This is a genomic window from Variovorax paradoxus, from assembly GCF_030815975.1.
Classification (GTDB): domain Bacteria; phylum Pseudomonadota; class Gammaproteobacteria; order Burkholderiales; family Burkholderiaceae_C; genus Variovorax; species Variovorax paradoxus_N.
Genome location: NZ_JAUSXL010000002.1, coordinates 2713137 through 2725241, shown reverse-complemented (window position 1 = coordinate 2725241; position 12105 = coordinate 2713137). Strand labels below are relative to the sequence as shown.

The following is a 12105-nucleotide window of genomic DNA, read 5'->3' as shown; positions in this document are numbered from 1 at the left end:
ACCAAGTTCACTAAAAGCCTTGCAAGTCAACAACTTGCAAGGCTTTTTTGTTTTTTCCAGGCGACTGTTTCGGCTCACCGTCATCTCCGTTTTTGGCGTCGCCCGCCCCGGTGCCCATTCCGCAGGCAATGTGGTGCAAACCCCCGTCAATGCTGGCTTCGGCGACCCCGGTCCTCAGACAACCCACAGAGTTGTGCACAGAAAGAAGGAACAAGTCATCAGTTGACTTGGCCGGATTTCAGGCCTTGCGCCGGCCGCGCGCCGCCTTGATCGGTCCGGCCGCCAAGGCGGGAAACGGCGGCAGGGGGCGGCGGGCCACTTCTGTGGCGTCGGCGGGCTCCATGCCGAATGCCCGCAGCAGGCAGGCTGCCACGTGCCGCCCGTGGCTGGCCGGCGGCCCGCCCATGGCGACGCTGCGCATGGCCTGCGCCACGCTGCCGTTCAGCACATCCATGGCGGCCGCTTCGCTGGGCACGCGAAAGCTCTTCTGCCTGATGGCAAGGCGCATGTCGGCCAGCGCGTAGTGCCGGATCTCGTGCAGCAGCACCGGCGCGGCAGCCGACACATCGAGCATCAGCAGCGCCCACGCGGGGCTTTCCCGCGCCAGCCAGATGTAGCGCTGGATTCCGATGGCCATGCGCTGGGCGCCCTCGGCCACGCCGGCCTGGCTGTCGGCAATGCGCTGGCACAGCGTGTCGGCGAGCCACAGCGCCACGGCGCTTGCCACGTCTTCCTTGGTCTTGAAGTGGTTGTAGACGGTGCCCGTCGTCATGCCGGCCACGGCCGCTATTTCCTGCATGGTGGCGCCAGCGTAGCTGCGCGCGCTGAATACCCTGATGGCCGCCTGCACCAGCTGCAGCCGCGTGCGCTCGCGCTTCAACAGGCCGGGCCGGGGCACACCAAGACTTTCGGCCAGGGCGGCCGGAAGTGGTATGGACGGTGCCATGAAGCCGAACGTACTATCCATTTTTAAACGCTGTATGCATTTTTGATCAACACATTCAATAGCAAGAGTCTGCCATGCGATCCGATCTCCGCCCCTTCCGTCCGGTCTTTGAAATGCGCAGCAATGCGCGCGCATCGCAAAGGCTTTGCATGAGCGCAGCGCCAAGGGTGCGCCAATGAACGCCGCCAGAAGATGGGCGAAGCGCGCCGCCGTGCTGATCGCGGTGCTGGTGGCCATGGCGGCCGCCGCCCTGTGGCTGGGCAACGAACTCGCGACCCGCAAGATGCAGCGCACGGTCGACATCGCGGTGCAAGGCGTGCCGTTCCGCAGCGCGAGCGACAGCGCAGCGCTCGAACGGGGGCGCTACCTGTTCGCATCGCGCGGCTGCGTCGATTGCCATGGCGCGCAGGCCAACGGCCGCGTGTTCCTGGACGACGGCAAGGGCATGCGCATTGCGGGGCCGAACATCAGCCCCGGGCCGGGCAGCGTGGTGGCCGGCTACACGCCGGTGGACTGGGTTCGCGCCATCCGCCATGGCGTCTCGCGCGGCGGCCGGCCGCTCATGGTGATGCCGAGCGAAGACTACAACCGGCTGACCGACGACGATCTTGCATCGCTGGTGGCCTACCTGCGCTTCAAGGAGCCGGCAAGCGGCGCGGGCGCGGTGGTCGAGCTGCCGCTGCCGGTGCGCGCCTTCTATGGCTTCGGCCTCATGCACGATGCCGCGGCGAAGATCGACCACGCGAAGCCGCCCGAGCAGCCGGTGCCCGAGAGCGTGACGGTGAAGCACGGCGCCTACGTCGCGAACATGTGCCTCGGGTGCCACGGCGCCAGGCTCGCCGGCGGCAAGATCCCGGGCGGCCCGCCCGAATGGCCGGCGGCTTCCAACCTGACGCCGGGCGATGGAAGCGCGATGGTCCGCTATCCGGATGCGGAGGCGCTGCTCGCGCTGTTCAAGACGGGCAAGCGGCCGGATGGAACGGCGGTGAAGGTCATGCCCTTCGAGTCGCTGCGCGAGATGAACGACACCGACGTGCGCGCATTGCACCTGTTCCTGAAGAGCCTTCCGTCGGGCTCGCAGAGTTAGCGCGCGGCCATCGCGGCACGCTTCATCAGCCTGCCTTGCGAAAGGTCAGGTTGATGCGGCGGCTGCCCAGCAGCGCATGCGGCCGGTCTTGGAGCGGCAGCACGCCGTGGTAGCGCAGCCGGTCGGGCCCACCCCACACCACCACGTCGCCGTGCACCAGCGCAATGCGCGTGGCCTTGTCGCTGCGCGCGAGTCCGCCGAAGAGAAATGTGGCCGGCATGCCGAGCGACACCGAGACGATGGGCGCGCCATAGTCGCGCTCGTCCTTGTCCTGGTGCAGTGACAGCCGCGTGCCGGGTTCGTAGCGGTTCACCAGGCAGGCGTCGGGCTGGAAGCCCGCAAACCCCGCCTCGGCGGCCGACGCCTCGGCCAAGCGCGCGAAAGCCGCCGGCATCGCGGGCCAGGGCAGGCCCGTTTCGGGATCGTGTTCGCCATAGCGATAGCCGCGCCGGTCGGAGATCCAGCCGAGCCGCCCGCAGTTGGTCATCGCGACCGACATCGTGAAACCGCCGGGGGTCACCAGATGGCGGAAGGCGGCACGCTGCTCGACCTCATGCAGCGCAAGCAGCAGCTCGTCCGCGAAGGGCAGCGCGAATCCGCGCAGGACGAATGCGCCGGGCCCGATCGCTTCCTTGCCGCGCGGCGATGCGGCATCTTCGAGGGCATCGGAGAAAAGGTCGAAGGTCACGAAACGATTTTCTCGCGCGGCGGGCTGTCTGCGGCAGCTGCTGCCACCAATTGCCCCAGGGTCTGCATCGCCTTTTCGCTCTGCGCGTTCCAGGCATGCCCATAGTTCAGGCGCAGGCAGTGCGCGAAGCCGCGCGTGGCCGAAAAGATCGGCCCCGGTGCCACGCTGATGCCCAGTTCCAGCGCCTTGCGATGAATCTCGAGCGCATTCACCTGCGCCGGCAGCTCGACCCACAGGAAGTAGCCGCCCAGCGGCCGCGTGGCGCGCGTGCCCGCGGGAAAGTAGTGGCCCACCGCCTGCGCGAAACTTGCCTGTTGCACGGCCAGTACCTGGCGCAGCTTGCGCAGGTGCTTGTCGAGGCCGCCTTTTTCCAGGTAGCTTGCCAGCGCGAGCTGCGCGGGCACCGAGGTGCTGAGCGTGGTCGTCAGCTTCAAGCGCGCCACGTTGCGCGCAAAGCGACCGGCCGATGCCCATCCGATGCGGTAGCCCGGTGCGAGGCATTTCGAGAACGACGAGCAATGCAGCACCAGGCCCTGCGTGTCGAAGGCCTTGGCCGGCGGCGGGCGCCGGTCGCCGAAGTAGAGCTCGGCATACACGTCGTCCTCGATCAGCGGCAGCGCGTGGCGCGCGAGCAGTTCCACCAGGGCTTTTTTCTTCGCGTCGGGCATCAGGCTGCCCAGCGGGTTCTGGAAGGTGGTCATCAGCCAGCAGACCTTGGGCCGGTGCGCAGCAATGGCGAGCTCCAGCGCGCCCAGGTCGATGCCTTCGCCGGGATGCGTCGGCACCTCGATCGCGCGCAGGCCCATGCGCTCGAGCGCCTGCAGGGCCGCATAGAAGGTGGGCGATTCGACGATCACCGAATCGCCGGGGCGCGTGACCGCCGCGAGGCACAGGTTGAGCGCCTCCAGAGCGCCGTTGGTAATGACGATTTCATCGGCCGGCACCTGCATGCCGTCGCCCAGGTAGCGCAGCGCGATCTGCCGGCGCAGTGCCGCGCTGCCGGGCGTGAGATCGTCCACGGTGCTCCACGGATCGAGCGACTTGGCGCTCGCGGCCATGAACTGGCCCAGCCGTGCGAGCGGAAACAGCAACGGGCTCGGAAACGCCGAGCCGAAGGGAACCACCTTGCGCGACATGCTGGCCTCGAGGATGTCGAACACCTGGTCGCTCACGTCGAGCGACCTGGGGCCCTCGGCCGGGCGGGAGGTGAGGTTGGCCTCGGGCGGCGCATCGCGCAGCCCGCCGCCGGTGACGTAGTAGCCCGAGCGGTCCCGCGCGCGCACCAGGCCGCGCGCCTCCAGCAGGTAGTACGCCTGGAACACGGTGGACGCGCTCACGCCGCGGCTCTCGCCGGTGTGCCGCACCGAGGGCAGCCGGTCGCCGGTCTTGAGCGTGCCGTGGCGGATCGACGCCTCGATGTCGGCGGCAAGGGCTTCGTAGCGCTTCATGGCAGGGCGGTCTTCATTCGAGGGGAGACTTTATCTGCACCGGTGATTTGGCTCGGATCTGCGTCTGTTTTTTTGGCCGCGCTTGCGGCACAGTCGGTGCATGTCCAATCTCATGCGCGCGGTACGCGCGGTTCTCTGGAGTTTCATCGGGCTGGGCGGCCGCCGCGCGGATGCCGACCGGCGCACCGCCCAGGTGGGGCTGCTGCCGCTCGTCGGCGTTGCGCTGGTCACGGTGCTGCTGCTCATTGCGGGGCTGCTGGCGCTGGCGCACTTCGCGGCCGGCACATGAAGAAGAACAAGGCCGCCCGCCGGTTCGCCGCAATTGCATTGCTGCTGCTCGGCCACGGCATTCTCGCCATGGCGGCGACGCCTGCCACTCCGGCAGCTTCTTCCGCGGGCGGCATCGAGCAGCGCGTCGCCGCCTGCATCGCCTGCCACGGGCGCGAAGGCGCGACCACCAACGCCGGCTACTTTCCGCGCCTCTCGGGCAAGCCCGCGGGCTACCTGTTCAACCAGCTGCGGAGCTTTCGCGACGGCCGGCGCTTCAACGCCGACATGAGCTACATGGTGCAGCACCTCTCCGACGCCTACCTGATGGAAATGGCCGAGTACTTCGCGGGCCTAGACCTGCCCTATCCGCCCGTCTCGCCCGCCAGCGACGCGCCGCCCGCGCAGCTGGCGCGCGGCCGCCAGCTGGCGCTCGAAGGCGATGCCGCGCGACGCATTCCGGCCTGCGTGCAATGCCACGGCGCCGCGCTCACCGGCGTGCAGCCGGCCATTCCAGGGCTGCTGGGGCTGCCCCGCCTCTATGTGTCGTCGCAGCTCGGCGCCTGGCTCACCAGCGAGCGGCATGCGCTGGCGCCCGACTGCATGGCCGACATCGGCCGCCGCATGACCACCGCCGACATCAACGCCGTGGCCAGCTGGCTCGCGGTGCAGCCGATGCCGGCCGATCCCAAGCCCGCCGCCTCGCTGCCCGCCGCACTGCCGATGCCCTGCGGCGGTATGCCGAAGTGAGGCGCCGATGAAGATGCGACACCTCGGCTGGACGCTGCTGGTTCTGGTGCTGCTGCTGGGCGCCGCGGCCGGCGGCATCGCCGCGCTGAATCTGCGCGGCGAAGACCCGCTGCCGGAACAGGCCGAAGACTTCAACGCCACGCCGCAGCTGATCGAGCGCGGGCGCTACCTCGCGCTGGCCGGCAATTGCGCCGGCTGCCACACCACGCGCGGCGGCCAGCCCTATGCCGGCGGGCTGCCGATCGAGACGCCCTTCGGCACCGTGTATTCGAGCAATCTCACGCCCGACGCGCAGAACGGCATCGGCAGCTGGAGCAGCGCGCACTTCTGGCGCGCGATGCACAACGGCCGCAGCAAGGACGGCCGCCTGCTGTATCCCGCGTTCCCGTATCCGAACTTCACGCAGGTGACGCGCGAAGACTCGGATGCGATCTACGCCTACCTGCGCAGCGTGCCGCCCGCGCCGGCGCCCAACCTGGCGCACCGGCTGCGCTTTCCCTACGACACGCAGGCCGCGCTGGCGGTTTGGCGGGCCCTCTCTTTCAAGCCCGAGGCTTTCGTGGCCAACGCAGGAAAGCCGGCCGAATGGAACCGCGGCGCCTACCTAGTCGGCGGACTGGGCCATTGCATCGCCTGCCATGGCAGCCGCGATTCGCTCGGCGCAACGCAGGCGAAGCTGGGGCTTTCGGGTGGGCTGATCGCGGTGGAGAACTGGTATGCGCCATCGCTGGCCGATCCGCACGAGGCCGGCGTGGCCGATTGGCCGACGGCCGATGTGGTGGCGCTGCTCAAGAACGGCGTTGCGCCGCGCGGCTCGGTCATGGGGCCGATGGCGGACGTGGTCTTTCGCAGCACGCAGTACCTGAGCGAGGCCGACCTGGCCGCGATGGCCAGCTACCTGAAAGACCTGCCCGGCGTGCCGGCGCAACCTGCGGCGCCCGTTCGCACGGCAGCCGCATCCGCGCGCCGCGATGCCGGCACCATGGCCCGCGGCGCCAAAATCTACGACCAGCAATGCGCCTACTGCCACGGCGACCAGGGCCAGGGCGCGCCCGGCGCCTTTCCGCCGCTGGCAGGCAACCGCGCCGTGAACATGGCGCAGACGACGAACCTGATCCAGGTGATTGCACACGGCGGCTACCTGCCCTCCACGGCAGGCAACCCGCGGCCCTATGGCATGCCGCCGTTCGGGCAAGTGCTCGATGCGGGCGACGTGGCCGCAGTGCTCACCTTCATTCGCGGGTCGTGGGGCAATGACAGCCCGCCCGTGACGCAGCTCGACACGATGCGGCGCTGAAGAATCGGCTGGCAGGCCCGCCCGCTCAGGCTCAGGCCGCCACGGGCTCGCGCGGCGCGCCCGCTTTCGCCGGCACCGGCATGTGCTGCGCCCAGTCGATGATCTCCAGCGTGCCGTCGGCATGCTCGGCCAGCGCCGTGAGGCTCTCGACCCAGTCGCCATCGTTGCAGTAGAGGATGCCGTCGATGTCGCGCATCTCGGCATGGTGGATGTGGCCGCAGACCACACCCTGCACGCCGCGCTTGCGGGCCTCGCGCGCCACGGCGTTCTCGAAGTCGCCCACGTAGCTCACGGCGCGCTTGACCTTGCCCTTGAGGTACTTGGAGAGCGACCAGTACGGCAGCCCCATGCGCGCGCGCAGCGAGTTGAGGTGGCGGTTGAGCTTGAGCGTGAATTCGTAGAGCGAATCGCCCACGTGCGCGAGCCACTTGGCGCACTGGATCACGCCATCGAACAGGTCGCCGTGGATGATCCAGAGCTTGCGGCCGTCGGCGGTCTCGTGGATCCATTCCTCGGCCACGTCGATGCCGCCGAAGTTGTGGTGGAGGTACTTGCGCGCGAACTCGTCGTGGTTGCCCGGGATGAAGATCACGCGCGTGCCCTTGCGCGCCTTGCGCAGCAGCTTCTGGATCACGTCGTTGTGCGCCTGCGGCCAGTACCAGTGGCGCTTGAGCTGCCAGCCGTCGATGATGTCGCCGACCAGGAACAGGGTCTCGCACTCGGTGTGCTTGAGAAAGTCGAGCAGCGCGCGCGCCTGGCAGCCGGGCGTGCCCAGGTGCAGGTCGGAGATCCAGAGGGTGCGGCAGCGCAGCGGCGGGCGCGCAAGATCGTCGTCCTCCGGCTCGGGAGCCCGGGTCGCGGTGTCGCGCCATGCGCGCAGGAAAGCATCGTCGCGTTGCATGGACGGGTAGGCTCCCACCACCGCGTGACCGGGCGATGGCACTCCCGTGACGTTTCGGTGACGCCGAAGTCCGCGCTTCGGCGAGCGTCCTCAGCAGCGCTGGATTTCCACTGTGGAGTGGCGGATTTCCTCGTGCATCGAGAAGCAGGCCCGCACCTCGTCGGCCGTGAGCGTGGGCGAGTGCGTCACCACCGTGAGCGCGCAGGCATAGGCCTCGCGGCCGACGCGCCACACGTGCAGGTCGGCCACGCGGGTTTCCGAATCGGCCAGCATCGTTTCCACGCCTTCGCGGATCTCGGCCGTCACGGGATGGTCCATCTCGCGGTCGAGCAGCACCTTGCCGGTTTCCTTGAGCAGGCCCTTGGCCCACACGGCCACCAGCACCGCGCCGACGATGCCCATCACCGGGTCGAGCCAGGACCAGCCGAAGAACCAGCCGCCGAGCAGCGCGCCGATGGCCAGCACCGAGGTGGCGGCATCGGCCACCACGTGCAGGTAGGCGGAGCGCAGGTTCAGGTCGTGGCCGTGCGCATGGCCATGGTCGTCGTGATGATGGTGCGCATGGCCATGGTCGTGCCCATGCCCGTGATGGTGCGCCGACCCCAGCAGCCGTGCGCAGACCAGGTTGACCACCAGCCCGAGCACGGCCACCGCCACGGCTTCGCGGTAGTGGATGACCGAGGGCGAGAGGAGCCGCTCGACCGAGCCCACCACCATCAGCGCCGCGACCCCCAGCAGCATCAGCGCGCTCGCAAAGCCGCCCAGCACCTCGATCTTCCAGGTGCCGAAGGCAAAGCGCGGATCGCGCGCATAGCGCCGCGCCGCCGCGTAGGCGAAGGCGCTCAGGCCGATGGCCAGCGCATGCGAGCTCATGTGCCAGCCGTCGGCCAGAAGCGCCATGGAGTTGAACCACCAGCCGGCGCCGATCTCGACCACCATCATTGCGGCGGTGATCCACATCACGAGGCGGGTGCTGCGCTCGGCCGATTCGTTGCCTGCGCCGAAATGATGGTCGTGCTGCCAGGCACTCAGGTCATGGGTATGCATGGTGGGTCAGATTCCGAAAAGGTCTTGTCCGTCGGAGCGGCTCGAGGGCGGCGTCACGCCCAGGTGGCGGTAGGCCGCCAGCGTGGCGATGCGCCCGCGCGGCGTGCGCTGCAGGTAGCCCTGCTGGATCAGGTAGGGCTCGATCACGTCCTCGATGGTGCCCGGCTCCTCGCCGATGCTGGCCGCCACGTTGTCCAGCCCGACCGGGCCGCCGTCGAAGCGATGGATCACGGCTTCGAGCAGCTTGCGGTCCATCAGGTCGAAGCCCTGCGGATCGACGTCGAGCATGGCGAGCGCCTTGTGCGCGATGTCTTCGGTGATGCGGCCGTCGCCCTTCACTTCGGCATAGTCGCGCACGCGCCGCAGCAGGCGGTTGGCAATGCGGGGCGTGCCGCGCGAACGGCGCGCGATCTCGAAACCGCCGGCCGCGTCGGTGTCCACCTTGAGCAGGCCGGCGCTGCGCCGCACGATGCGCGCCAGTTCCTCGGGCGTGTAGAACTCCAGCCGCGCCACGATGCCGAAGCGGTCGCGCAGCGGGTTGGTGAGCATGCCGGCGCGGGTGGTGGCGCCCACCAGCGTGAAAGGCTGCAGGTCGAGCTTGATGCTGCGCGCCGCGGGGCCTTCGCCGATCATGATGTCGATCTGGTAGTCCTCCAGCGCGGGGTAGAGGATTTCCTCGACCACCGGGCTGAGCCGGTGGATCTCGTCGATGAAGAGCACATCGTTGGGCTCCAGGTTGGTCAGAAGCGCCGCCAGGTCCTTGGGCTTCTCGAGCACCGGCCCGGAGGTCTGGCGCAGGTTCACGCCCAGTTCGGCCGCGATGATGTGCGACAGCGTGGTCTTGCCCAGGCCTGGCGGGCCGAACAGCAGCACGTGGTCGAGCGCTTCCTTGCGCTTGCGCGCCGCGCCGATGAAGATCTCGAGCTGCTCGCGCACCTTGGCCTGGCCGACGTATTCGTCGAGCAGCTTGGGGCGCAGCGCCCGCTCGATGGCCTCTTCCTGGGGCGAAGAGGGGGCGGCGGACACCACGCGGGGCGCTGCAGGGGCGAAATCGTCGGTCTGGATGGTCATGAAATGAGGGGGTGCGACAGCAAGTTTAGTCCGAGCGCGCGCCGGGCCGCCCCAAGCAAGCGAGCGGCCCCCTCGGGGGGCAGCGAGGACACGAAGTGCCGAGCGTGGGGGCCACTCCCCACACTGGCAGAATGCTTCGGCCATATAACAAACGAGGGGAAGCCAGCACGTGTCGATCTACGAACTGAAACCCCGGTTCCAGGGGCTGCTGCGGCCGCTCGTCGGCCGCCTGCATGCCATGGGCATCACCGCGAACCAGGTCACCTTGGCCGCGTGCGTGGTTTCGGTCGCCCTCGGGCTCTGGCTTTTCTTCGCCGCACCCTCTCTGGCCGCCTTCGGGCTCATCCCGGCGTGGATGGCCGTGCGCATGGCGTTCAACGCCATCGACGGCATGCTGGCGCGCGAGCATGGCCAGCAAAGCCGACTCGGCGCCTTCCTCAACGAACTGACCGACGTGGTGTCCGATGCCGCGCTGTACCTGCCGTTTGCGCTGGTGCAGCCGTTCAGCCCGTTCTGGGTCGGCACGGTGATCGTGCTGGCGGGGCTGAGCGAATTCGCGGGCGCGCTGGGCCCCACGGTGGGTGCCTCGCGCCGCTACGACGGCCCGCTCGGCAAGAGCGACCGTGCCTTCGTGTTCGGCGCGCTCGGCCTCTATGTGGCACTGGGCTGGCCGCTGCCGGGCTGGACGGCGTGGCTGATGCCGCTTGCCGCAGTGCTCGTGGCCTGGACGGTGGTCAACCGCGTGCGCCACGCGCTGGCCGAAGCGGCGTAAACCCGCACACAACGAACAAACATAAATAGCGACAGGGATCCGATGACCGACCACAACACCAATCAACAACGCATTCCGCAGGAGCGCCAGTTCCGCACGCACGACGGCGAATCGCTCTTCTACCGGCACTGGCCGGCCACGGGTGCCACGCGCCGCGGCGCGATCGTGCTGTTTCACCGCGGCCACGAGCACGGCGCACGCATGGCGCACCTGGTCGACGAGCTGAATCTGCCCGACTTCGACTTCTTCGCATGGGACGCGCGCGGCCACGGCCGCTCGCCGGGCCAGCGCGGCTACAGCCCGAGCTTTGCAAGCTCGGTGCGCGACGTGCAGACCTTCGTCCAGCACATCGGCAGCGCGCACGGCGTGGCGGAACACGACATCCACGTGATTGCGCAGAGCGTGGGCGCCGTGCTGGTTGCAACCTGGGCGCACGACTACGCGCCCAAGGTGCGCGGGCTCACGCTGGCCCTCGCCGGCCTTCAAGGTCAAGCTCTACGTGCCGTTCGCGCGCGCCGGGCTGGGGCTGATGCACAAGCTGCGCGGCCTGTTCTTCGTCAACAGCTATGTGAAGGCGAAGTTCCTCACGCACGACCCCGAGCGCATCGCAAGCTACGAAAGCGATCCGCTGATCTCGCGGCCCATCGCGGTGAACATCCTGCTCGGCCTCTACGAAGCGGCCGACCGGGTGGTGGCCGACGCCAACGCGATCACGCTGCCGGTGCAATTGCTGATCTCAGGCGCGGACTGGGTGGTGCACCACAAGCCGCAGCACCAGTTCTTCGAACGTCTGGGCAGCGCGGTGAAAACCAAGCTGGAACTGCCGGGCTTCTTCCACGACACGCTGGGCGAGAAGGACCGGGCGCCCGCGGTGCAGGCCATCCGCGAGTTCATCCTGCAGCTGTTCGACCAGCCTCCCGCGCCGGTCGACCTGCGCGCCGCGCACCTGGGCGGCAACACCGCCGACGAGTCGCGCGCGCTGGCCGAGCCGCTGGCGCCGCTCTCGCTGCGCGGCGCCTACTGGGGGATGACGCGGGCCAGCCTGCGCCTGGGCGGCATGCTCTCGCGCGGCGTGAAGCTCGGGCACGACACCGGCTTCGATTCGGGCAGCACGCTCGACTACGTCTACCGCAACGAGCCGCAGGGCAAGGGCGCGCTGGGCCGCTCCGTTGACAAAACCTACCTGAACTCGATCGGCTGGCGCGGCATCCGGCAACGCAAGATCCATGTCGAGGAGCTGATCCGCATCGCCATGGAGCGCCTGGCCGAGATGCACCGCGAGGTGCGCGTGATGGACATCGCGGCCGGCCATGGCCGCTACGTGCTCGACGCGGTGCTTGCGAGCCCGGTCAAGGCCAGCTCGATCCTGCTGCGCGACTACAGCGACATCAACGTGCGCGACGGCCGCGCGCTCATTGCCGAGAAGGGCCTGGAAGACGTGGCGCAGTTCGTGCAGGCCGATGCCTTCGACCGCATCAGCCTGGCCACCGTGACGCCGCGCCCCACGCTCGCGGTGGTGTCGGGCCTCTATGAGCTGTTCCCCGACAACGAGATGGTGCGGCGCTCGCTCGCGGGCGTGGGCGATGCGGTGGAAGACCGCGGCTATCTGGTCTACACCGGCCAACCCTGGCATCCGCAGCTCGAAATGATTGCGCGCGCGCTCACCAGCCATCGCCAGGGCGAAGCCTGGGTGATGCGCCGCCGCACGCAGGCCGAGATGGACCAGCTGGTGGAGGAAGCGGGCTTCCGCAAGATCGACCAGCGCATCGACGAGTGGGGCATCTTCACCGTCTCGCTCGCGGTGAGGGTCGCGTGAGCTGCGGGCTTCGCG

General features: G+C 68.8%; 12 protein-coding genes and 1 pseudogene. 7 read left to right on the top strand and 6 right to left on the bottom strand.

The genetic code is table 11. The features are described from left to right. Nucleotides 1-19 precede the first annotated feature (19 nt). Complete coding sequence (locus QFZ47_RS16475) at nucleotides 20-226, top strand: hypothetical protein (protein WP_307656641.1); 207 nt, start codon at nucleotides 20-22, stop codon at nucleotides 224-226. Nucleotides 227-238: 12 nt separating this feature from the next. On the opposite strand, the gene QFZ47_RS16470 is transcribed toward QFZ47_RS16475, so the two are convergent. Beyond that, a complete protein-coding gene (locus tag QFZ47_RS16470; protein WP_307656640.1) occupies nucleotides 239-967 on the bottom strand; it encodes a TetR/AcrR family transcriptional regulator in 729 nt (242 codons plus the stop codon). 154 nt (nucleotides 968-1121) lie between these two features. On the opposite strand from QFZ47_RS16470, the gene QFZ47_RS16465 reads away from it, so the two are divergent. Next, nucleotides 1122-2033, top strand: a complete 912-nt coding sequence (locus QFZ47_RS16465; protein WP_307656639.1) for a c-type cytochrome — start codon at nucleotides 1122-1124, stop codon at nucleotides 2031-2033. A 25-nt stretch (nucleotides 2034-2058) separates the two neighbouring features. Here QFZ47_RS16465 and alkB read toward each other — a convergent pair whose 3' ends face one another. Together alkB and QFZ47_RS16455 are read right to left on the bottom strand one after the other, a co-directional pair. Next, the gene (gene alkB / locus QFZ47_RS16460; RefSeq protein ID WP_307656638.1) at nucleotides 2059-2721 is read right to left on the bottom strand and encodes a DNA oxidative demethylase AlkB; all 663 of its coding nucleotides are present in this window, start codon (nucleotides 2719-2721) and stop codon (nucleotides 2059-2061) included. Further along, nucleotides 2718-4169: an aminotransferase-like domain-containing protein gene (locus QFZ47_RS16455; RefSeq protein ID WP_307656637.1), complete on the bottom strand. Its 1452-nt coding sequence runs from the start codon at nucleotides 4167-4169 to the stop codon at nucleotides 2718-2720. The genes alkB and QFZ47_RS16455 overlap by 4 nt, the downstream gene beginning before the upstream one ends. A gap of 100 nt (nucleotides 4170-4269) precedes the next feature. On the opposite strand from QFZ47_RS16455, the gene QFZ47_RS16450 reads away from it, so the two are divergent. From QFZ47_RS16450 to QFZ47_RS16440, 3 genes are read left to right on the top strand one after another with little or no spacing between them, the layout of a single operon-like run. Next, complete coding sequence (locus QFZ47_RS16450) at nucleotides 4270-4458, top strand: DUF2970 domain-containing protein (RefSeq protein ID WP_018906214.1); 189 nt, start codon at nucleotides 4270-4272, stop codon at nucleotides 4456-4458. Continuing rightward, nucleotides 4455-5186 carry a c-type cytochrome gene (locus QFZ47_RS16445; protein WP_307656636.1) on the top strand — a complete coding sequence of 244 codons (732 nt, stop codon included), beginning with the start codon at nucleotides 4455-4457 and terminating at the stop codon, nucleotides 5184-5186. The genes QFZ47_RS16450 and QFZ47_RS16445 overlap by 4 nt, the downstream gene beginning before the upstream one ends. Before the next feature lie 7 nt (nucleotides 5187-5193). Next, nucleotides 5194-6483, top strand: a complete 1290-nt coding sequence (locus tag QFZ47_RS16440) for a c-type cytochrome (RefSeq protein WP_307656635.1) — start codon at nucleotides 5194-5196, stop codon at nucleotides 6481-6483. 31 nt (nucleotides 6484-6514) lie between these two features. Here the strand turns inward: QFZ47_RS16440 and QFZ47_RS16435 are convergent, their stop codons facing one another. The 3 genes from QFZ47_RS16435 to ruvB form a co-directional block, all read right to left on the bottom strand. Continuing rightward, complete coding sequence (locus tag QFZ47_RS16435; RefSeq protein ID WP_307656634.1) at nucleotides 6515-7384, bottom strand: UDP-2,3-diacylglucosamine diphosphatase; 870 nt, start codon at nucleotides 7382-7384, stop codon at nucleotides 6515-6517. A gap of 90 nt (nucleotides 7385-7474) precedes the next feature. Beyond that, complete coding sequence (gene dmeF, locus QFZ47_RS16430; protein ID WP_307656633.1) at nucleotides 7475-8431, bottom strand: CDF family Co(II)/Ni(II) efflux transporter DmeF; 957 nt, start codon at nucleotides 8429-8431, stop codon at nucleotides 7475-7477. A gap of 6 nt (nucleotides 8432-8437) precedes the next feature. After that, the gene (gene ruvB, locus QFZ47_RS16425) at nucleotides 8438-9502 is read right to left on the bottom strand and encodes a Holliday junction branch migration DNA helicase RuvB (protein WP_307656632.1); all 1065 of its coding nucleotides are present in this window, start codon (nucleotides 9500-9502) and stop codon (nucleotides 8438-8440) included. 169 nt (nucleotides 9503-9671) lie between these two features. Here ruvB and QFZ47_RS16420 point away from each other — a divergent pair, with 169 nt between their 5' ends. Together QFZ47_RS16420 and QFZ47_RS16415 are read left to right on the top strand one after the other, a co-directional pair. Further along, nucleotides 9672-10274 carry a CDP-alcohol phosphatidyltransferase family protein gene (locus QFZ47_RS16420; RefSeq protein ID WP_307656631.1) on the top strand — a complete coding sequence of 201 codons (603 nt, stop codon included), beginning with the start codon at nucleotides 9672-9674 and terminating at the stop codon, nucleotides 10272-10274. Between the two features lie 42 nt (nucleotides 10275-10316). Beyond that, nucleotides 10317-12090: pseudogene (locus QFZ47_RS16415) on the top strand (bifunctional alpha/beta hydrolase/class I SAM-dependent methyltransferase). Nucleotides 12091-12105: the final 15 nt, after the last annotated feature.